The sequence below is a fragment of the Cupriavidus basilensis genome, assembly GCF_000832305.1.
GTDB classification, from domain to species: domain Bacteria; phylum Pseudomonadota; class Gammaproteobacteria; order Burkholderiales; family Burkholderiaceae; genus Cupriavidus; species Cupriavidus basilensis_F.
In genome coordinates, this window is the sequence record NZ_CP010536.1 from 2,758,952 (window position 1) to 2,779,386 (window position 20,435).

A 20,435-nucleotide genomic window follows, 5' to 3' on the forward strand; every position below is an offset into this window, starting at 1 on the left:
GGGCCAGTTGGCCCGCCGCCCGCAACACGCCTTACAGCGTGCGCGCCACCTCGGTGATTTCATACACTTCGAGCTGGTCGCCTTCCTGAACGTCGTTGAAGTTCTTGATCGACAAACCGCACTCGAAGCCTTGCTTGACTTCCTTGACGTCATCCTTGAAGCGCTTGAGCGAATCAAGCTCGCCGGTATGGATGACCACGTTGTTGCGCAGCACCCGCACCAGGGCGGTACGCTTGACCAGCCCGTCGGTGACCATACAACCAGCCACCGCGCCAATCTTCGGCACGCGGAAGACCTGGCGCACTTCGACCGTACCCAGCGTGACTTCGCGCTTTTCCGGTGCCAGCATGCCCGACATTGCCGCCTTGATCTCGTCTACCGCATCGTAAATGATGTTGTAGTAGCGAATATCGATGCCGTTGTTCTCGGCCAGCTTGCGCGCGCCAGCATCGGCACGCACGTTGAAACCGATGATGACCGCCTTCGAAGCCGTAGCCAGGTTGACGTCCGACTCCGAGATACCGCCCACGCCGCCGTGCACGATCTGTACGCGCACTTCTTCGGTGGAGAGCTTCTGCAGCGATTGCACCAGTGCTTCCTGCGAACCCTGGACGTCGGCCTTGACGATCAGCGGCAGCGTCTGCACTTCGCCTTCGCTCATCTGTTCCAGCATCGTTTCCAGCTTGGCCGCCTGCTGCTTGGCCAGCTTGACGTCACGGTACTTGCCTTGACGGAACAGCGCAATTTCGCGCGCCTTGCGCTCGTCCGGCAGCACCAGCACTTCTTCACCAGCCGCAGGCACTTCGGACAGACCCTGGATCTCGACCGGAATCGAGGGACCGGCTTCCTTGGTCGGCTTGCCGGTTTCGTCCAGCATGGCGCGAACGCGGCCATAAGCGCTGCCAGCCAGCACCACATCGCCACGCTTGAGCGTGCCGCTGGTGACCAGGATGGTCGCGATCGGGCCCTTGCCCTTGTCCAGCTGGGCCTCCACCACCAGGCCCTTGGCCGGGGCGTCCACCGGTGCCTTCAGTTCCAGCACTTCAGCCTGCAGCAGCACTTGCTCGAGCAGATCGTCGATGCCGGCGCCGGTCTTGGCGGACACCGGAACGAACGGCGAATCACCGCCGTACTCTTCCGGCAGCACCTGCTCGGCCACCAGTTCCTGCTTGACGCGGTCCGGGTTCGCTTCGGGCTTGTCGATCTTGTTGATCGCGACCACGATGGGCACACCCGCCGCCTTGGCGTGGGCAATGGCTTCCTTCGTCTGCGGCATCACGCCGTCGTCGGCCGCGACCACCAGGATCACGATGTCGGTCGCCTTGGCACCGCGAGCACGCATGGCCGTGAAGGCCTCGTGACCCGGGGTGTCCAGGAAGGTGATCACGCCGCGCTCGGTTTCCACATGGTAGGCACCGATGTGCTGCGTAATACCACCGGCTTCGCCCGCCGCAACCTTGGCACGACGGATGTAGTCCAGCAGCGAGGTCTTGCCGTGGTCGACGTGACCCATCACGGTCACCACCGGCGGACGCGGCAGCTGCTCGGCGTCGGTGTGGTCTTCACCACCCACGACCAGCAGCGCTTCCGGATCGTCCAGCTTGGCGGCAAATGCCTTGTGGCCCATTTCTTCCACCACGATCATGGCGGTTTCCTGGTCCAGCACCTGGTTGATGGTCACCATCTGGCCGAGCTTCATCATCTGCTTGATGACCTCGGAAGCCTTGACGGCCATCTTGTGCGCCAGGTCGGCCACCGAAATGGTCTCGGGGATGTGCACTTCGCGCACCACCGGTTCCGTCGGCGCCTGGAAATTCGTGCCGCGATCGTCTTGCTGGTGACGGTTGCCACGGCCGCGCGGACCGCCGCGCCAGCCGCCAACGCCACCCGACGAATCGCCGCGGGTCTTCAGGCCGCTGCCCTTCTTCTTCGAGCCTTCGTCCTGCCAGGTCGAGGAAGTCCCTGCCTTCACTACCTTGCCGGTCTTCTTGTCGACGGTGGTGGTAGCGGTGGCCGTGGTCGTTGCGGGCTTCTTCTCGTCTTTCTTGACTTCGGTGCCAGGCGGCTTGACCGGCTTGTGCAGCGTGCCGGTCTGCTCGGCCTTCTTTTCTTCAGCCTTGCGTTCCGACGGCGCCTTGAGCACGCGCGCCGGCGCATTCAGCATCTGCTGAATGGCGCGGGCTTCGGCTTCGGCGGCCTCGCGGCGCTTGCGCGCTGCGTCCTGTTCGGCACGCGCCTTGTCGGCGGCCTGCTTGGCGTCGTCGGCGGCCTTCTGCGCGGCAGCGCGTTCGGCGGCCAGGCGAGCCTTTTCGTCTTCGGCCTTCTTGCGCGAATCGTCGTCTTCCGGCGCCTTGGCCGTAGCGGCGGCGCGCAGGGCGGCAGCTTCCTCTTCCGCCTTGCGGGCGGCGAGTTCAGCCTGGCGGCGCTCTTCAGCCTCCAACGCTTCCTGCTTGGCGCGACGCTCGGCCTCCTCGCGTTCGGCCGCCTCCTGGCGTGCCTTCGACTCGGCTTCCTGGCGTGCCAGCAACTCGGCCTGCTGACGATCTTCCTCATCCTGGCGCGCCTGCTCGGCCGCATCGACCGGCAGCTCGACCACTTCGTGGCCATCGGCGCCATCGGCGGAAGCCTCATCGCGCTTGATCAGGACGCGCTTCTTGCGCACCTCGACCTGCACCGTGCGAGTCTTGCCGGTGGAATCAGCCTGGCGGATCTCGGAGGTCTCACGCTTGGTCAACGTGATCTTCTTGCGCGCGCTGTCATCGGCCGCCCCATGGGAACGCTTGAGGTAATCCAGCAACTTGGTCTTGTCGGATTCGGTGATGATGTCGTCAGGCGTCACCTTGCCCACCCCAGCTGCCTGCAATTGTTCCAGCAGGGCAGCTGCGCTGCGGCTCAGTTCTGCGGCCAGTTGGGCAACTGTTGTGCTTGCCATTCAAACCCTTTCAATGCTTGGTTATACGTCGGGACAATTGTGTGTGGAATGCGCGCTCAAGCAGCCTGGAAAAGCACTACGTGGGCGTGTCCCTCAGTTAAACCAATGTTCCCGTGCTTTCATGATCAGCGCGCGGGCATCATCCTCGCCGAGACCAACCATGTCGACGAGTTCGTCGACGGCCAATTCGGCCAGTTCGTCACGCGTGTGGATATTGCCTTCGGCCAGCTTGCCGATCAGTTCCGGGGTCAGGCCGTCGAGCGAGCGCAGATCCTGCGACACCTCTTCCACCTTTTCTTCCCGGGCCAGTTCCATCGTCAAGAGCGCATCGCGGGCGCGGTTGCGCAGCTCGTTGACGGTATCTTCATCGAAGGCGTCGATTTCCAACATCTCGCTGATGGGCACATAGGCCACTTCTTCCAGCGTGGAGAAACCTTCGTCGATCAAGATGTCAGCCACTTCTTCGTCCACGTCCAGCTTGGCCATGAACAACTTGCGCACCACGTCGCTTTCCTCGGCTTGCTTCTGTGCCGATTCTTCCTGCGTCATGATGTTGATCTGCCAGCCGGTCAGCTCGGACGCCAGGCGCACGTTCTGACCACTGCGGCCGATGGCGACGGCGAGGTTTTCCTCGTCGACCACCACGTCCATGCTGTGCTTTTCCTCGTCTACCACGATCGACTGTACCTGTGCCGGCGCCAGGGCGCCAATCACGAACTGCGCCGGGTCTTCCGACCACAGCACGATGTCGACCGCTTCGCCGCCAATCTCGTTACGGACCGCGGTCACCCGCGTGCCGCGCACGCCGACGCAGGTACCGATCGGATCGATACGCTTGTCATGCGCCACAACGGCAATCTTGGCGCGTACGCCGGGGTCGCGGGCAGCTGCCTTGATTTCCAGCAGGCCCTGCTCCATCTCCGGCACTTCGTTCTCGAACAGCTTGATCAGGAACTCGGGCGCGGTGCGCGAGAGCTCGATCTGCGGGCCGCGTGCGGTGCGATCCACATTCAGGATATATGCACGAACACGGTCGCCGGTGCGCAGGTTTTCCTTGGGGATGATCTGGTCGCGGGCCAGCAGCGCTTCCACGCGGCCAGACTCGACGATCAAGCCCTTCTTGTCGGCACGCTTGACCGTGCCGGTCATGACCTTCTCGCCACGATCCAGGTAATCGTTGAGGATCTGCTCGCGCTCGGCGTCACGGATCTTCTGCAGGATCACCTGCTTGGCGGCTTGCGCACCGATACGACCGAACTCGACCGACTCGATCTGCTCTTCGACAAATTCATCCAGCTGGATGTCCGGATCCTGCTCACGGGCCTCGAACATGAGGATTTGCTTGTCCGGCTCCTGCAGACCCTGTTCATCCGGGACTACAAGCCAGCGGCGGAACGTCTCGTGCTCACCGGACTCACGATCGATGGCGACGCGAATATCCACGTCTTCCTCGAAACGCTTCTTGGTTGCCGAAGCGAGTGCCGCTTCCAGCGCACCGAATACCACATCCTTGTCGACGTTCTTCTCACGCGCAAGCGCATCGACGAGCAACAGAACTTCGCGGCTCATTGCTTGTTCCCTTTTTTCTGATTTCCTTTGAAGTCGATCACCGGCACCAGGCGTGCGCGATCAACATCGGATATGGTGAATTCCAGCAGCGCCGTGCCGTTCTGGCCTTCGAACTCGAGGCCAATCTGCTCTGCCCCCGGCTCACCGGTGGGCGTCTGCAGGATGCCGACGAAGTTCTTCTGCCCGTTGACCGGAAGGCGCAAGGTAACCCTGGCTTCCTGGCCCGCGAAGCGGACGAAGTCAGCCAGTTTCTTGAGCGGCCGGTCCAGCCCCGGCGAGGACACTTCGAGGCGCTCGTAGTCGATGTTCTCGACGGTGAGCACGTGGGTAAGCTGACGGCTTACCTTCTCGCAATCCTCAATGACGATGCCGGTTTCAGGCTGATCGATATAGACGCGCATGAGTCCGCCTGGAGCGCGCTCGAGCTCAACCAGCTCGTACCCCATGCCGTTCAGGGTGGTTTCGATCAAATCTGCCAGATGCACTGTATTCCCGAATAATGGCCATCAATACCGTGGCAGACCCAGCCCATCGGCACGGCCGTCTTGGTTGACGGCCTCAGCCAGCTTGCCTGCCAGTCACCCCGACCGGCGCGCCGCGAAACACGGCAAGCACACGAAACGGGCGAAGCAAAAAAAAATGGGCGCAATGCCCATCATTCGCCCACCCTTTTGCAGGATGACTTTTGAATAGACTTGGATTATACGCTGTCGCGGTGCAAAAGGCAAAGGCAGCCGGCTTTGGCGCGACAGGGATGCGGGCCGTGCCGCTCTTTTCCCTGCCAGGCCCGCCCAAGGCGCCCTGCCTCGCATCGCTCAACGATTGCCGTCGCGACCACCACCACGAGGACGGCGGTTGCCATTGGGCTTGCCAGCCTGCGGCATCACATTCCCGTTGGCTTCGCCACCGCCGCGGCGCTGGGAACGATTCTGACCGCCGCCCATGCCACCCATGCCACCCATGCCACCCATGCCAGCGCCACGGCCGCCACGGCCCGGGCCGCGGGGGGAACCCGCCGCGCCACCGCCCAGCTTGGTGGTATGGGACGTCAGCAGGGTCGGGCCACCGATGTAGCCCATCGACGTTTGCATCGGATCCGGCTGGCCGCGGCCAGCGCCGCTGCCGCGCGGGCCGTTGCCGCGGTTGACGCGCGGCAGGCCGTCCATGCCGGTCGGCATCGGCATGCCGGCAATGGCTGCCTCCGTGCGCTGCTGGCGGCCACCCACCTTGCTGCCTCCGCGGGGACCGCTATCCCCCTTGGACGGCGCCTTCAGGCCGATGGATGCCATCAGCGCGCGCACGTCATCCGCCGCGAGCTCCTGCCAGCGGCCGCGCTTCAGGCCGCGCGGCAGCAGGAACTGGCCGTAACGGGTACGAATCAGGCGTGACACGGTCAGGCCGACAGCCTCGAACATGCGGCGCACTTCGCGGTTGCGGCCTTCGGTCAGCGCCACGTGGTACCAGTGGTTGATGCCTTCGCCACCACCGTCCGCGATGCGCAGAAAATTAGCCTCGCCATCCTCGAGCTTGATGCCATGCAGCAGGCGCTGGCGATCGGCCTCGGCCAGCTCGCCCAGTGTGCGCACCGCATATTCGCGCTCCACGCCGTAGCGCGGATGCATGAACTTGTTGGCGATGTCGCCGGAGGAGGTAAAGATCAGCAAGCCCTCGGTGTTGAAGTCGAGGCGGCCCACGGCCACCCACTTCCCTGCCTTGATGCGCGGCAGGCTGTCGAACACGGTCGGGCGGCCTTCCGGATCCGACTGGCTGACGATCTCGCCAGACGGCTTGTGATACAGCAGCACGCGCGGCGGCTTGGACGACACACGGCGATGGATCAGCTTGCCGTTGACCCGGACCTGGTCGGCCGGCAGGATACGCTGGCCGATGTGGGCAGGCAGGCCATTGACCGAAACCCGGCCCTGAAGGATCAACTCTTCCATTTCCCGGCGCGAGCCCAGTCCACCTTCAGCGAGCACCTTGTGCAGCTTGGGCGCATCGTCGTCTGCGGACAGCTCGCGCACCGGCTTGACCCGGGCCTGCGGACCGCTCGACTCTTCCTGGTCATACTGACCGGAAATGACAAAGCGGAACAGGTCCTCACCGCTCGCAGCAGCGGCGGCAGGCGCCTTCTCAGGCACACCAGCGCCCGGGCGCTGCATGCCGCCCTTGCCCTTGTTGCCCTTGCCTTGCTGACGCGGGCCGCCTTGCTGCCCTTCGGCGCTACCGCGGCGGGCCGCGCCTTGCGGCTGCTGGCCTTGCTGCGGCTTGCGCTTGCGGGCGCCATTCCCGTTCGGGTTGGCGCGAGCGCCATCGCGCTGGCGCTCGCCCACGGCTTCGCTTACGCCTTCGGCAGCGTCACCGCCGAAGTTGCGGCGGCCTCGCGGCGCCGGGCGCTCGCCCTGCTGCTCGCCGGCCTGCGCTGACTCGCCTTCTGCGGGCTTGCGCTTGCCACGCGTGCGTCCCTTCCTTGCGCTGTCGCCACGCGCGTCTTGCGCGGCGCCCGCATCGGGGCTGCCCGCAGGGATTGCCGCCCCGCCGTCCGCGACACGGTCGCCATCGCGGTCCTGCGCGGCCTGGCGGCGCGTGGCCACCAGATTGCGCAAGCCACGGCGCAGGCCCTTGCGGCGCGGCGCGCCATCGGTGCCATTGCCGGCATCACCGGCCGGCGTATCCGCCTGGCGGACGTCTTGATCAGAATCGGACAAGGTATTCACATTCGGATGTTGCATGGTGTTCAGTTGGACACGCGCTGGTCGTGCTCGTCGTGCTCGCTGGGGTGCGCCGGATTCGTCGTGGACGCCCCCGGGACTTCGGACGCCTGCTCGCCGGAGGCCACTTGTACGTGGTAACCGTTGGCGGGCGTGTCCGTTTGCTCATTTGTTTCACCGTCTTCGACGGCTTGCTCCTCGGCTGTGCCGCCGGATTGCGCACCGGGGGACTCGCCGGCCACCGGCTCGCTCGCCGGCTCACTGCCTGGCCCGGGCGTCGCCGGCACGTTCACCACGGCTTCGGTGGTGGGTGTAAACCCGACCTCTACTTGCGCCAAGGCCTCCTTCCTTTCAAACGCATCCACCAAATCGGCGATGCCGTCTGTGGCGCCGGCCGCAAGACCATCGAGGGCAACCACGCCGGAAGGGATCGGCTCCCCCTCTCCGGCATCCGCCACAACCAGCGCGGCAGCGCTGGCCTGATCATGGCCAGGTTCCGCGAATGCCTCTTCGTCGCTATCCGCCGGCACCGTGCCCAGCGCCTCGAAATCAATCGGCTCCTGATTCAGCAGCGCGACCTGCGCCTGGGCCTGGATGTCTTCCAGCGGCGGCAATTCATCGAGCGTGCGCAGGCCAAGGTCATCAAGGAAATTCTTGGTGGTGGCATAGAGCGCAGGCCGTCCGGGCACGTCACGGTGGCCGATCACCTCGATCCAGCTGCGATCCTCGAGCTTCTTCACGACTTCGGTGCTGACCGCGACACCGCGGATTTCCTCGATATCGCCCCGTGTGACGGGTTGCCGGTAGGCAATGATCGCCAGCGTCTCCATCACGGCGCGGGAGTACTTGGGCGGCTTTTCAGGATTCAGCCGATCCAGGTACTCACGCATGACAGGGCGGCTCTGGAAACGCCAGCCACTGGCCAGTGCCACGAGTTCCACGCCGCGTTGCTCCCAGTCGCGGCGCAGCTCTTCCAGCAGCACGCGAATGGTGTCGGCACCGACGTCGTCGGCAAACAGCCGGCGCAAGTCATTGACGCGCAAGGGTTCCTGCGCGCAGATCAGCGCGGTCTCGAGGACGATCTTCGCCTCTTGGGTATTCATGTTGATTGCGTGCAGCCTGTCTTTGCACCTGCGCCCCGGTTGATCCCGGGCGCACTGGAGATTGCGGGTTCAGCGGTAGGGATTGCCACCGCCATCTGGCCGCGCAGCCAACCGCATGCTCGATGCATGCCAGCCGTGCGCCTTCTTTATTGCATCGGGTGCCGGACCTGACCGGCAGGAGATCGCCCGGCCACCGGCTTTATCTGCCGGTCGACGGAGCCCTTGCGTCGCGCCTTCCCCCTGATGTGGCGGACCTGTCCGGCACGGCGTTTATCGTCGAACGCACCGGTTGCAAGAAAATACGGATATTGGGCCTGCTGACCTATTTCACCCCGCCCTGCCGTGACTGGTCTTTTGAACCGAATCTTTTTAACCGGACGGCGGATGGGGAACGGTCCCTGGCGCTGATGCCTGCCTGGGTGTTCCTGGCATGCATCCCTGATGCAGCGGATGCTACCTGACGATGCCACGATGAAACACGCTGCGCGATATCGCTGTTCTTGCGATTGTATGGCATTCCCTGGCAAACCTGCAACCGATTCGCGCAGCTAGCTCAGCGCAGAAGTGACAAATACACCACGAAACGGCGCTTCAGAAGACAAGGCAGAATCCATGCGCGGCAAGCGTCTCTGGCAAAAGCAGTGCACGCGCCACCCCGGCCAAGCCAAAGGCCACCACCGCAAGGCCAGCGCCAGCCCGCAACGCCGGGCGCCGCGAAAGTTGCCTGAGATAGCCGGACAGGCCCGAGATCACCAGCAGGTTTGGCAGGGTGCCAAGGCCAAACACGGCCATCACCAGCGCGCCCGACGGCGCATTGCCGGCCAGCAACGCCATGGCAAGGGCGCCGTACACCATGCCGCACGGGACCAGCCCCCAGGCTAGCCCCATGCCGTAGCGCCGCAGCAACCGGCCCTGCCCCTGCGCCCGGGCCACAGCCGGCAAGCGCGCCCCGACGGCGCCAAGGCCGCGCAGCAAACCGCCCGCGCCACGGGCGGCGAGCCGCTCCAGCCAACCCGTACCCATGGTGCGCCCGCGCAACATCCACAAGCCCGACAGCACCAACATCACGCTGCCGATCCCGAACAGCCAACGCTGCAGCGGCAGGTACTGTGCCTTCCAGACACCAGCGCCAAGGGCGCCCAGCAAGGCCCCCAGCACCGCATACATGCTCAGCCGCCCGGCATGCATGACAAGCAGTTCCAGCAACCAATGGCCGGGACGCCGGAGCACCGTGGCGGGCACGCGCGCAACGCCGCCCTGCTCCGCCGCCAGCGCGATCCCGCCGCACATGGCGGCGCAGTGCACGCCGCCCAGCAAAGCCAGGGTAAATACGCTGATAAGCACGCCTATGGTCAACTTCTCCTCCCAATCACACAATCGCAACGTCCGACGCGGTAAAATGCGGCGAACGCGCCCCCGCAGTTCCAAGAGGCGCTATCAACATGAAGCTTGGCGCCCGCGCACACCAGTGCGCTCGCGCAACATGACGACGGGCACGGCAAGCCGCGCTGCACAGATAGCGCACTGCCGCAAGACCCGCGCGCCAGGCCGATGTGGATAGCGCTTCCAATCGACGACTCTCAACGTCAAGCTCTCAACTCAATGCGCCTGCCACATCGCGCTTGATTGACTGCGCTAAACCGACAGGCCCCAATTGCTCACCACCATTCCCATTACCGAGATGTCGCCCCGCTGCTCCACTTGCTCGCTCGGCCAGCTCTGCCTGCCCGTCGGCATGTCGCAGCAGGACCTCGAAAAGATGGATACGCTGGTCCAGGACCGGGTGCGCGTACGCAAGGGCGAAACCCTGTACCGCCTCGGAGATCCTCTCACCGCCGTCTACGCGATCCGCTTCGGCACGCTCAAGACCCACCTGACAATGGAAGACGGCCGCTCGCAGATCACGGGCTTCCACCTTCCCGGCGAAGTCGTCGGCCTCGACGGCCTTGGCGAGATGCAGCACGCTTCGGACGCCACCGCACTGGAGGATACCGAAGTCTGCATGGTGCGCTTTGGCGATCTCCAGACGCTGTCCAACGTCCTGCCTTCCCTGCAGCATCAGTTCATGCGCCTGATGAGCAAGGAGATCTCGCAGGACCAGGTCATGTTGATCACGCTCGGATCGATGCGTGCCGAGGAGCGGCTTGCCGCTTTCCTGATCAACCTGTCCGAGCGCTTGTCCGCGCGCGGCTATTCGGCCTCCGAGTTTGTGCTGCGCATGAGCCGCGAGGAAATCGGCAGCTACCTGGGACTCAAGCTCGAAACCGTCAGCCGCCTGTTCTCGCGCTTTGCGGAAGCCGGCCTGATCCAGATTCGCCAGCGCCACGTCAAGCTGGTCGACATGGCGGGGATCAAGCAGATCGTCAACAAGTCCTGCTGACGTGCTCGTCGCGGGCCACCCTCGCCCGCGGCGGCTCGCCGCGATACCGCGCCTGCTGGCCTGAACCGGCAAGGCGCGCATCGCATTCACTCCAGCTCGTCCGTGTCCGCCAGCCGCGTGGGCATGGTGTACAGCGTCAAGCCGCTCGACAGCGAGCACAGCACCCACGCGATCAGGAAGCCCACGGTGTAGACCGCCTCCCGCGATGCCTCGACCGGCTGGCCGAAGAAGCGCAGGTCGCCGGGATCGACCATGGAGAATACCAGCGCGGTCGCCAGCCCGGCGACCAGGAAAGCGGGCCACAGCACCCACATCAGCCAGCGTAGTCTCATGATCACCTCGCTTGCGCCGCGACCGGCGCTGCCTGGCGTGCCGCGCTGCCCGCCTTCTCGACCACCAGGCCGTGGCGAGCCACCCCCTCCTCAATGGGCGGATCCGGATGGGTCATGGCCAGCCAGATCGTGACCCCGCAGGCCACCATGGCCACGAATGGCCCACTCATCAGCAGCCACGGCCATGGCTCCTTCCACCAGGGATTGCTTTGCTGCGTCATCTGGCCTCCTCTAGATCTAGATCGCGTATGTTGCGTGCGGATTGGTGCATCCAGCGTCTCAGCCGCCTCATAGATTGCGCGGCACGATAAAGCTGGTGCTCTGTCGAATCTCCGCGCCATGACTCCCCGCGCCCTCGTCGGGCACCGCGGTCACTGTGACCTCGATCTTGTGCGTGCCCTGCGCCGCGGACTCGATCGGCACGCGCACCCGCACGGGAATCAGGCGATTGGACGTGGGCTCCAGGTTGCCCGCAGCGTGGTCATATTCCACGACCAGGCCCTTGAGCTCATCGCTGCCCGCGCTGACGGCGACGCGCATCGGCGCCTCTGTCGTGTTGATCAGCTGCAGCCGGTACACGTTTTCGATCCAGCGCCCTTCCACTTCCCGCCCCAGCGCGCCGCGGTCGCGGATGATATCGACCTTGAGCGGCGTGCGCATGGCCAGCGAGACCATGAAGCCGGCGACCAGCGCCAGCCAGATCAACGAGTAGATCACCGTGCGCGGCCGCACCAGGCGCTTGCGCGCCACGGTCTCGGAGAGCGCGCTGCGCATGGCGTTCTCAGAGGTATAGCGAATCAGCCCGCGCGGGTAAGCCATCTTGTCCATGACCTGGTTGCAGGCGTCAATACAGGCGCCGCAGCCAATGCAGTCGTACTGCAGTCCATCGCGAATATCGATGCCAGTAGGACAGACCTGCACGCAGATGCTGCAATTCACGCACGAGCCCAGCCCGGCAGCCTTGTGGTCCGCCTTGCGCGAGCGGCTGCCGCGCGGCTCGCCGCGGCCCACGTCATAGGTGACTACATAGGTGTCGCGATCCACCATCACGCTCTGGAAGCGCGCATACGGGCACATGTACTTGCAGACCTGCTCGCGCATGAAGCCGGCGTTGCCCCAGGTGGCAAACGAGTAAAACAGCATCCAGAACGTCTGCCACGGACCGAGCGAGAGGCTCAGCACCTGCGCGCCGAGCGTGCGGATGGGCGAGAAATAGCCGACGAAGGTAAAGCCGGTCCATAGCGCGATCACGATCCAGAGCGTGTGCTTGGTGGCCTTCAGGCGCAGTTTGCGCGCGCTCCAAGGATCGCCGTCCAGGCGGATACGGGCAAAGCGGTCGCCTTCCACATGCCGCTCAATCCACATGAATATCTCGGTGTACACCGTCTGCGGACACGCGTAGCCGCAAAACAGCCGCCCCGCGATCGCCGTGAAGAGAAACAGCGACACTGCGGAGATCACCAGCAGCACGGCAAGGTAGATCACATCCTGCGGCCACAGCACCAGGCCGAAAATATAGAACTTGCGCGCGCCGAGATCGAACAACATGGCCTGGCGGCCGTTCCACTGCAGCCAGGGCATGCCATAGAAGAACAGCTGGGTCAGGACCACCATCCAGACCCGCCAGCTCGAGAACGCACCCGACACCGAGCGCGGATAGATCTTGCGGCGGACTTCATACAGGGTCTCGTCCGACGTTTCCGCGTCCGCCGAATCAGGTGTAGGTGCTCGCAGCGGCGCCCACGCGGCCCCGTTCCTTTCAAGCGGCTCCGGTCCGGGGGCGTTCATGGGCGAACGCCCCCGCCGCGGTGCGGGTCGGGCTGACAAGCATAAGCGCAGCGGCTCATTGCTTCCCCCCTTCGCCTGCGCCGCCGATGTTGGACAGGCCCCAGACATAGGCCGTCAACATGCGGATGCGCTCCGGCGTGAGGATTTCCTCGTGCGCCGGCATATGGTTGTTATGGCCCTTCAGGATGGCGTCGACGATGTTCGCCTCCGAACTGCCGTACAGCCACACGCGGTCCGACAGGTTAGGCGCGCCAAGCGCCTGGTTGCCCTTGCCGGTGGAGCCATGGCAGGCCGCGCAGGTGGACTTGAACGTGCTCTCGCCGCGCGAGGCGCGGATCGGGTCGGAAGACAGGCCGGACAGCGAACGCACGTATTGCGCCACGTCACCAGCGAGCTTGCCGTCGATGGTCGAGGCGAACGACGGCATCACGCCATTGCGGCCCTTGGTAATGGTCTGCGTGATGGTCTCGGGATCCCCGCCGTACAGCCAGTCGTTGTCGGTCAGGTTGGGAAAGCCGCGGCTGCCGCGCGCATCGGAGCCGTGGCATTGCGCGCAGTAGTTGAGAAACAGGCGTTGCCCGATCTCGCGCGCCGCCGGTTCGGCCGCCACCTGCTTGACGTCCATCTGCATGTACTTGCCATAGACCTCGCGCTGCAGTTGTTCGGCCGCCTGGCGGTGCGCCTCCAGCTCAACCCGGCTGGAGGTCTTGAGCACGCCGGCGTAGGAACCCAGGCCGGGGTACAGCACCAGGTAACCCAGGCCAAAGATGCATGCCAGCAGGAACATCCACATCCACCAGCGTGGCAGCGGGTTGTTCAACTCGCGCAGGTCGCCGTCCCACACGTGGCCGGTGTCCTCAGGGGCGCCCACAACCTTGGTGACCTTGCGCTGGGAGAACAGCAGCCACACGCACCAGACGATGCCGACCAGTGCGATGGCGGCAATGTAGTAGCTCCAGAAATCCGTGAAGAAGTCGCTCATGACTCAGTGTTCCTGCGTGGTGTTGTTTGCGCCGCCGGCATGACGCGCGACACGGCGGCCGGCGTCGGGCCTGGCGTCTTGGCGTGCGGCCAGCGGCTCGTCGGGCAAGGCGAACGGCAGCATGGCCGACTCCTGGTTGGCGGCCTTGCGCCCGGACGACCAGGCCCACCAGCAGATGGCGATGAAGGCAGCCATCGAGATCACGGTGGAAAACGCGGTGATCATTGCCATGGCTTACTCCTTGGCCGGCGTGGCCGCGGGCTGCGCGGCGGCCGCGGTATCGACCCGCACATTGCGCTTGGCGATGCCAAGCTCCTGCAGGTAGGCGACCATCGCGTCTTCCTCGGTCTTACCGGCCAGCGTGGCAGGCGCCTGCTCAATCTCGGCGTCGGTGTACGGCACGCCGAGACGGCGCAGCGCACGCATGCGGTCGCGGACATCGTTGGTCTGCAACGGCGTTTTCTCCAGCCACGCGTAGGACGGCATCACCGATTCGGGCACCACATCGCGCGGATTGCGCAAGTGGATGCGCTGCCAGTCATCGGAGTAGCGTCCGCCCACGCGCGCCAGATCGGGACCGGTACGCTTGGAACCCCACAGGAAGGGATGGTCGTAGACCGACTCGCCAGCCGTGGAGTAGTGGCCATAGCGCTCGACGTCACCCTGCAAAGTGCGTACCTGCTGCGAATGGCAGCCCACGCAGCCCTCGCGGATATAGATATCGCGGCCCATCAGGCGCAGCGCGGAGTACGGCTTGATGCCCGCGTCGGGCTCGGTGGTGGAGTGCTGGAAGAACAGCGGCACGATCTGGACCAGCCCGGCGATGCTGACCACCAGGATGGTGCAGATGATCAGCCACCCGATATTCTTCTCCAGGGTCTCGTGCGTAAAGAAGCTTCGTTTTTCGGACATCGTTTCTATCCTGGAATGATCAATGGGCGGAGGCGGAAACGCTGGTCGGGATCAGTGCATCCACGGCAGGCTTGCCGATGATGGTCCTGGCCACGTTGTATGCCATCAGCAGCATGCCGGAGAGGAAGCACAAGCCACCCAGCAAGCGGATCAGGTAGAACGGGTACTTGGCCTTGACCGCTTCCACGAAAGCGTAGGTCAGCGTGCCGTCGGGCTGGGTGGCGCGCCACATCAGGCCCTCCATCACACCGGCGATCCACATCGAGGCGATGTACAGCACCACGCCGATGGTGGCGATCCAGAAATGCAACTCGATCAGGCGCACGCTGTACATCTCCTTCTCGCCAAAGAGCCGCGGGATCAGGTAGTAGAGCGAACCGATCGAGATCATCGCGACCCAGCCCAGCGCGCCGGAATGCACGTGGCCAATGGTCCAGTCCGTGTAGTGCGACAGCGCGTTGACGGTCTTGATCGACATCATCGAGCCCTCGAAGGTCGCCATGCCGTAGAACGACAGCGCCACCACCAGGAACTTGAGGATGGGATCGGTGCGCAGCTTGTGCCAGGCACCTGACAAGGTCATGATGCCGTTGATCATGCCGCCCCACGAAGGCGCCAGCAGGATCAGCGAGAACACCATGCCGAGCGATTGCGCCCAATCCGGCAGCGAGGTGAACTGCAAGTGGTGGGGACCAGCCCACATATAGGTGAAGTTGAGCGCCCAGAAGTGAACGATCGACAGGCGATAGGAATAGATCGGGCGGCCGGCCTGCTTGGGGATGAAGTAATACATCATGCCCAGGAAGCTGGTGGTCAGGAAGAAGCCCACCGCGTTATGGCCGTACCACCACTGCACCATGGCGTCCTGCACGCCGGCGTACGCCGAGTAGGACTTCCACATGCCCACCGGCATCTCCGCGTTGTTGACGAGATGCAGGATGGCGATGGTCAGGATGTAAGCGCCGAAGAACCAGTTGGCCACGTAGATATGGCGGGTCTTGCGCTTCATGATGGTGCCGAAGAACACGATGGCATAAGCCACCCAGACCAGCGTGATCAGGATGTCGATCGGCCATTCGAGCTCGGCGTATTCCTTCGAGCTGGTGATGCCCAGCGGCAGCGTGATGACCGCGGCCACGATCACCAGTTGCCAGCCCCAGAACGTGAAGGCCGCCAGCGGGCCGCAGAACAGCCGCGCCTGACAGGTGCGCTGCACGATGTAGTACGAAGTAGCGAAAAGCGCGCTGCCGCCGAAGGCGAAGATGACCGCATTGGTGTGCAGCGGGCGCAAGCGCCCGAACGACAGCCAGGGCGTGTTGAAATTAAGCTCCGGCCAGATCAACTGTGCCGCGAGCAGAACGCCTACGGCCATACCGACAATCCCCCAGACTACCGTCATGACGGCAAACTGCCGCACAACGCCGTAATTGAAGGTGTCGGCGCGAGAATACGCGGCGGTGACAGCCATTCAGACCCCCAGATTGGATAAACATGAATTGATGTTGTGACTGTAGGAAAAGCGCGCGCAAGCTGTCTTGATCTGTATCAAGCGCACCGGAAAGCATGGGAACTCAGGTGCAACGGCGTCTCACATCCGCACACACGGCAACGCAGCCGCGCGCGGGCACGGCCGCATTGCCGCATTGCCGCGATCACTCAGGGCTTGTCGTTGTCGAGCAGAATGGCCTCGCCGGGCCGGTCGAGGTCGTCGTATTGCCCGGCGTGCAGCGCCCACCAGAGCGCGCCGGCGATGACCGCGACCAGCACCAGGCTCATCGGCACCAGCAGGTAGAGCATGTCCATGGCGTCAGTCTCCGGGCTTGCCGGCGCGCAGCAGGCGCCAGGCGTTGGCCACCACCAGCAGCGACGACACCGACATGCCGATGCCCGCCATCCAGGCGGTGACATAGCCGGTTGCCGCCAGCGGAATGGCGATCACGTTATAGGCAAACGCCCAGGCGAGGTTCTGGCGCACCACACTGCGCGCACGGCGGGCCATCTTGAGCGCGTTCGCGATCTCCGCCACGCGGCCATGGGTCAGCACCGCGTCGGCGCCGGCCTGCGCCAGCGGCGCGCCGCTGCCGATGGCGATCGAAACTTGCGCCTGCGCCAGCACCGGCGCGTCGTTGATGCCGTCGCCCACCGCCAGCACCACGGCGCCGCCGCGCTGCAGGCGCGCCACGTACTCGCGCTTGCCTTCGGGCGTGACACCGCCCTCGCGGCGCGAAATCTGGAAATGATCGGCCCACCAGCCGACGGTCGCCGGCGTATCGCCCGAGACGAGATGGCAGGTCACGCCGAGCGCGCGCAACTCGCTGAGCAAGCGCGCGGATTGCTCGCGCGCGACATCGGCCAGCTCAAACACCGCCAGCGTGCCGGCGGCGCTGCCCAGCCATACCAGCGTGGCGCCGCGGCGCTCACTGCCGGCGAGTTCGGCATGCCAGTTGGCGGCGCTGCCGTGCTCGCACAGCGCCTCTACGAACTCGCGCCGGCCAAGGCGGTAACGCCGCCCATCCAAATCGGCTTCGAGGCCCTGCCCCGGCACATTACGCATGGCGTCGATGGCGAGCGTCTCGTGCCCAAGGCCTTGCGCCTGTGCGGCTTCGACGATGCCGCGCGCGATCGGGTGCTCGCCGGAGCGTTCCATGGCCGCGGCCAGGCGCAGGCAGGTGGCGGCATCGGCATCGGCATCGGCATCGCCGTTTGACTGCGTGCGCACCAGTGCGAAACGCCCCTGCGTGAGCGTGCCGGTTTTGTCGAGCATCACGTCCGTGACACTGGCCAGGGTCTCCAGCGCGTGGCCGCGCGTGAGCAGCAAGCCGCGGCGCGACAATGCGGCCCCGGCCGCGGCCAGCGCTGCCGGCGTGGCCAGCGAGAGCGCGCACGGGCAACTCACCACCAGCACCGCCACCGTCACAAGCAACGCGCGCGCGGGATCGATCCAGGCCCACCAGACGGCGCCGGTGACGGCCGCCAGCACCAGCAGGATGGCGACGAACCAGCCCGCCACGCGGTCGGCCACGGTGGCCAGGCGCGGCTTCTCGGCCAGCGCGCGGTCCAGCACGGCGACGATCTCCGCCAGCCGGGTGCCCGCCCCTACCTTGGCCACGCGCAACTCAAGCGGGCTCGCGGTATTGAAGCAACCTGCCAGCACGGGATCCCCGATGCCGCGCGGCACCGGCCGGCTCTCGCCGGTCAGCATGGATTCATCGAGCTCGCTAGCGCCGGCGATCACCGTGGCATCGGCGGGTACCACCTCGCCCGCCTTGACGCGGATCAGGTCGCCGGCGCGCAGGCGTGCCACCGGCACCCGCTCGCCCGCTCCGCCCTCGGCACGCAGGCGCTCGCAGGTGGCGGGCAATTGCCGCGCCAGCATCTCGGCACCACTGCGCGATGCCTGGCGCACGCGCAGCTCCAGGTAGCGCGCCAGCAGCAAGAACGCCACAAACATGGTGACGGAATCGAAGTACACCTCGCCGGTGCCGCGCAGCGTCGCCACGGTGCTGGCGACAAAGCCCGCGCCCACGCCCAGCGCCACCGGCACATCCATGCCCAGGTGGCGCTGCCGCAGCCCGCGCCACGCCCCGGCGAAGATCGGCGAGGCCGAGTACAGCACCACAGGCAAGGTCAGCACCAGGCTGGCCCAGCGCATCAGCTGCAACTGGCCGGGATCGATGGTGGCTTCATGGGTATAGATGGGCCATGCGTACATCATCACCTGCATCATGCCGAGCATGGCCACCGCCATGCGCATCAACAGGCCACGGCGCGCGTGGCGGTCCTGCCGGTCCGAGCGCGAAACCTCGAACGGCCACGCCAGGTAGCCGATCCCCGCCAGCGCGGCGAGCAAGGCGGAGACCGGCTGCTCGGCCGCGCGCCAGCGCACCACCACGCGGCGCGTGGCCACGTTGGCGATCACCGATTCCACGCCGGGCAGGCTGCCCAGGTGCTGCTCGATCAGCCAGGCGCAGGCGGCGCAGCGGATATTCTCCGGCGCCAGCGTGATCTCGGCCCGGCGTTCGTCCAGCGCACGCACGAACTGGGCCCGTAACTCCTCGGTGTCGTAGGCGGCCCACACGGGCTCGGCCTCGCGCCGCGCCGCGTCGTCGATCGGCCGGGCAAAGCGGGCCTGGTCGCCATAGAGATGGCCGAACCCGGCTGCGTGCAGTGTTTGCGCCAGGGCTTGGCAACCACCGCAGCAAAACGCCTGCTCCTCGCCGTCGATGCTGGCATGCAAGGGCGGCTCGCCGGCCACGAGCGGCTGTCCGCAGTGGAAGCAGCCCGCACGCCCGGCGGCCGCCGACGCGCTGCTTGCGCGTGCAAGCGGCGGATTGGGCAGGGACCGGGCGGAAAAAACTGGGGCTGGGGAGGTCGGCATCGGGACTCTTTTTTACCATCTGCATGGTAAGAGTCCCGGTGGCAAGCCGCCTTGATACAGATCAAGCGGGTGGCCAGACGGCACACGACGCGCCGCTTGCGCAGTACGTCAGGTCAGCGAGGTGTCGACCGTGCGGCGTGGCGCTTCCAGGTATTCGCGCGACTGCATCTCGATGATGCGCGACACCGTGCGGCTGAACTCGTTGGCCATCTGGCCTTCGGTGTAGAGTTCATCCGCCGGCACTTCCGCCGAAATCAGCAGCTTGACCTTGTGGTCGTAGAACACGTCGATCAGCCAGGTGAAACGGCGTGCCTCCGACGACATGCGCGGCGTCATCCTGGGCACGTCGGACAGGATCACCGTATGGAACTCGGTGGCCAGCTCCAGGTAGTCGTTCTGCGAGCGCGGGCCGCCGCACAGTGTATTGAAATCGAACCAGACCACCCCGCCCGCCTTGCGCAGCGCGCGCAGTTCGCGGTGCTCGATATGCAGGATGGGGGATTCGTCGGCCACGCCGGCAATGCCGGTAAAGGCATGGCGCAGGGCCGAGCTGGCCTCGGGTCCCAGCGGCGTGTGATACGCCTCGACCTGCTCCAGCGCGCGCTTGCGGTAGTCGATGCCAGCATCGACATTGAGCACGTCAAGCTTGTGCTGCAACAGCGCGATGGCCGGCAGCACGCGATCCCGGTGCAAGCCGTCCGGGTACAGCAGGTCCGGCCGGTAATTCGACGTCATCACGAACTGCACGCCATTCTCGAACATCTGCTGCAGCAGGCGGTGCAGGATCATCGCATCGGCCACGTCGCTGACATGGAACTCATCGAAGCAGATCAGGCGGAACCGCCGCGCGATGCGCTTGGCCAGTTCGTCCAGCGGATCCGGGCGCCCGCGCAGCTCTTCGAGCTGGCGATGCACCTCGCGCATGAATTCGTGGAAATGCAGCCGAGTCTTGCGCACCACCGGCACGCAGGTATAGAAGCTGTCCATCAGGAAGGACTTGCCGCGCCCTACCCCGCCCCACAGGTACACGCCCTTGGGCACGTCCGGGTGCACCAGCAGCTTTTTCAGCGTGCTGTTGCGCCGGCTCTTGTAGGCCACCCACTCGTCATAGCATTGCTGCAGGCGCTCGACGGCGCGCAACTGCGCAGGGTCGGTGGTGTAGCCGCGTTGCTTCAGTTCCTGCTCGTAGTACTCACGGACGTTCATGCTGACTGCTTGCGCTGGATGCCGGGAGGCGCCGGCTTGGATGAGGATCGGGGCGCATGACAGGGCAATCTGCCCCTGCCGGCCCGAAAGCGAAAACGGCGCGCCGCTGGAGCGGCGCGCCGGTACTCAACAATACGAAGGC

General features: G+C 65.2%; 17 protein-coding genes and 1 pseudogene. 2 read left to right on the forward strand and 16 right to left on the reverse strand.

What is annotated here, in order from left to right:
- Window positions 1-31: 31 nt before the first annotated feature.
- The 5 genes from infB to scpB form a co-directional block, all read right to left on the reverse strand.
- A complete protein-coding gene (gene infB, locus RR42_RS12845; protein WP_043347316.1) occupies window positions 32-2,932 on the reverse strand; it encodes a translation initiation factor IF-2 in 2,901 nt (966 codons plus the stop codon).
- 93 nt (window positions 2,933-3,025) lie between these two features.
- On the reverse strand, window positions 3,026-4,501 hold the full coding sequence (gene nusA, locus RR42_RS12850; protein ID WP_043347317.1) for a transcription termination factor NusA: 1,476 nt from the start codon (window positions 4,499-4,501) through the stop codon (window positions 3,026-3,028).
- Entirely contained in the window at window positions 4,498-4,986 is a 489-nt protein-coding gene (rimP, locus tag RR42_RS12855) for a ribosome maturation factor RimP (RefSeq protein ID WP_043347318.1), read from the reverse strand. Before rimP ends, nusA begins: the two co-directional genes overlap by 4 nt.
- 330 nt (window positions 4,987-5,316) lie before the next feature.
- A complete protein-coding gene (gene rluB / locus RR42_RS12860; protein WP_043347320.1) occupies window positions 5,317-7,233 on the reverse strand; it encodes a 23S rRNA pseudouridine(2605) synthase RluB in 1,917 nt (638 codons plus the stop codon).
- Between the two features lie 5 nt (window positions 7,234-7,238).
- On the reverse strand, window positions 7,239-8,315 hold the full coding sequence (gene scpB / locus RR42_RS12865; RefSeq protein WP_043347322.1) for an SMC-Scp complex subunit ScpB: 1,077 nt from the start codon (window positions 8,313-8,315) through the stop codon (window positions 7,239-7,241).
- A 122-nt stretch (window positions 8,316-8,437) separates the two neighbouring features.
- Here scpB and RR42_RS39670 point away from each other — a divergent pair, with 122 nt between their 5' ends.
- Window positions 8,438-8,776: a hypothetical protein gene (locus RR42_RS39670; RefSeq protein ID WP_144409821.1), complete on the forward strand. Its 339-nt coding sequence runs from the start codon at window positions 8,438-8,440 to the stop codon at window positions 8,774-8,776.
- Window positions 8,777-8,906: 130 nt separating this feature from the next.
- Here the strand turns inward: RR42_RS39670 and RR42_RS12870 are convergent, their stop codons facing one another.
- A complete protein-coding gene (locus RR42_RS12870) occupies window positions 8,907-9,671 on the reverse strand; it encodes a sulfite exporter TauE/SafE family protein (protein WP_043347324.1) in 765 nt (254 codons plus the stop codon).
- Window positions 9,672-9,969: 298 nt separating this feature from the next.
- On the opposite strand from RR42_RS12870, the gene fnr reads away from it, so the two are divergent.
- A complete protein-coding gene (gene fnr / locus RR42_RS12875) occupies window positions 9,970-10,695 on the forward strand; it encodes a fumarate/nitrate reduction transcriptional regulator Fnr (protein WP_043347326.1) in 726 nt (241 codons plus the stop codon).
- A gap of 86 nt (window positions 10,696-10,781) precedes the next feature.
- Here the strand turns inward: fnr and RR42_RS12880 are convergent, their stop codons facing one another.
- From RR42_RS12880 to zapE, 10 genes and pseudogenes are all read right to left on the reverse strand, one after another.
- Complete coding sequence (locus tag RR42_RS12880; protein ID WP_043347328.1) at window positions 10,782-11,027, reverse strand: hypothetical protein; 246 nt, start codon at window positions 11,025-11,027, stop codon at window positions 10,782-10,784.
- 2 nt (window positions 11,028-11,029) lie between these two features.
- Entirely contained in the window at window positions 11,030-11,248 is a 219-nt protein-coding gene (locus tag RR42_RS12885) for a membrane protein (RefSeq protein WP_043347331.1), read from the reverse strand.
- Between the two features lie 67 nt (window positions 11,249-11,315).
- Complete coding sequence (ccoG, locus tag RR42_RS12890) at window positions 11,316-12,815, reverse strand: cytochrome c oxidase accessory protein CcoG (protein WP_043347334.1); 1,500 nt, start codon at window positions 12,813-12,815, stop codon at window positions 11,316-11,318.
- Window positions 12,816-12,870: 55 nt separating this feature from the next.
- Entirely contained in the window at window positions 12,871-13,797 is a 927-nt protein-coding gene (gene ccoP, locus RR42_RS12895; RefSeq protein ID WP_043347338.1) for a cytochrome-c oxidase, cbb3-type subunit III, read from the reverse strand.
- Window positions 13,798-13,893: 96 nt separating this feature from the next.
- Window positions 13,894-14,028: pseudogene (locus RR42_RS41745) on the reverse strand (cbb3-type cytochrome oxidase subunit 3); the annotation flags it as partial.
- A gap of 3 nt (window positions 14,029-14,031) precedes the next feature.
- Window positions 14,032-14,709 carry a cytochrome-c oxidase, cbb3-type subunit II gene (gene ccoO, locus RR42_RS12905; protein WP_043347343.1) on the reverse strand — a complete coding sequence of 226 codons (678 nt, stop codon included), beginning with the start codon at window positions 14,707-14,709 and terminating at the stop codon, window positions 14,032-14,034.
- 19 nt (window positions 14,710-14,728) lie between these two features.
- On the reverse strand, window positions 14,729-16,177 hold the full coding sequence (gene ccoN / locus RR42_RS12910) for a cytochrome-c oxidase, cbb3-type subunit I (RefSeq protein ID WP_043347346.1): 1,449 nt from the start codon (window positions 16,175-16,177) through the stop codon (window positions 14,729-14,731).
- Between the two features lie 188 nt (window positions 16,178-16,365).
- Window positions 16,366-16,512 (reverse strand): cbb3-type cytochrome oxidase assembly protein CcoS, encoded by a 147-nt coding sequence (gene ccoS, locus RR42_RS12915; RefSeq protein ID WP_006162067.1) that lies wholly within the window; start codon window positions 16,510-16,512, stop codon window positions 16,366-16,368.
- A 4-nt stretch (window positions 16,513-16,516) separates the two neighbouring features.
- The gene (locus tag RR42_RS12920) at window positions 16,517-19,087 is read right to left on the reverse strand and encodes a heavy metal translocating P-type ATPase (RefSeq protein ID WP_043347349.1); all 2,571 of its coding nucleotides are present in this window, start codon (window positions 19,085-19,087) and stop codon (window positions 16,517-16,519) included.
- Between the two features lie 108 nt (window positions 19,088-19,195).
- Complete coding sequence (gene zapE, locus RR42_RS12925) at window positions 19,196-20,293, reverse strand: cell division protein ZapE (RefSeq protein WP_043347352.1); 1,098 nt, start codon at window positions 20,291-20,293, stop codon at window positions 19,196-19,198.
- Window positions 20,294-20,435 lie beyond the last annotated feature (142 nt).

Coding starts and splice junctions, on each gene's coding strand:
- infB (WP_043347316.1), bottom strand. CDS start 2,932: ATGGCAAGCACAACAGTTGCCCAACTGGCCGCAGAACTGAGCCGCAGC.
- nusA (WP_043347317.1), bottom strand. CDS start 4,501: ATGAGCCGCGAAGTTCTGTTGCTCGTCGATGCGCTTGCGCGTGAGAAG.
- rluB (WP_043347320.1), bottom strand. CDS start 7,233: ATGCAACATCCGAATGTGAATACCTTGTCCGATTCTGATCAAGACGTC.
- scpB (WP_043347322.1), bottom strand. CDS start 8,315: ATGAATACCCAAGAGGCGAAGATCGTCCTCGAGACCGCGCTGATCTGC.
- RR42_RS39670 (WP_144409821.1), top strand. CDS start 8,438: ATGCATGCCAGCCGTGCGCCTTCTTTATTGCATCGGGTGCCGGACCTG.
- RR42_RS12880 (WP_043347328.1), bottom strand. CDS start 11,027: ATGAGACTACGCTGGCTGATGTGGGTGCTGTGGCCCGCTTTCCTGGTC.
- RR42_RS12885 (WP_043347331.1), bottom strand. CDS start 11,248: ATGACGCAGCAAAGCAATCCCTGGTGGAAGGAGCCATGGCCGTGGCTG.
- ccoG (WP_043347334.1), bottom strand. CDS start 12,815: ATGAACGCCCCCGGACCGGAGCCGCTTGAAAGGAACGGGGCCGCGTGG.
- ccoP (WP_043347338.1), bottom strand. CDS start 13,797: ATGAGCGACTTCTTCACGGATTTCTGGAGCTACTACATTGCCGCCATC.
- ccoO (WP_043347343.1), bottom strand. CDS start 14,709: ATGTCCGAAAAACGAAGCTTCTTTACGCACGAGACCCTGGAGAAGAAT.
- ccoN (WP_043347346.1), bottom strand. CDS start 16,177: ATGGCTGTCACCGCCGCGTATTCTCGCGCCGACACCTTCAATTACGGC.
- ccoS (WP_006162067.1), bottom strand. CDS start 16,512: ATGGACATGCTCTACCTGCTGGTGCCGATGAGCCTGGTGCTGGTCGCG.
- RR42_RS12920 (WP_043347349.1), bottom strand. CDS start 19,087: ATGCCGACCTCCCCAGCCCCAGTTTTTTCCGCCCGGTCCCTGCCCAAT.
- zapE (WP_043347352.1), bottom strand. CDS start 20,293: ATGAACGTCCGTGAGTACTACGAGCAGGAACTGAAGCAACGCGGCTAC.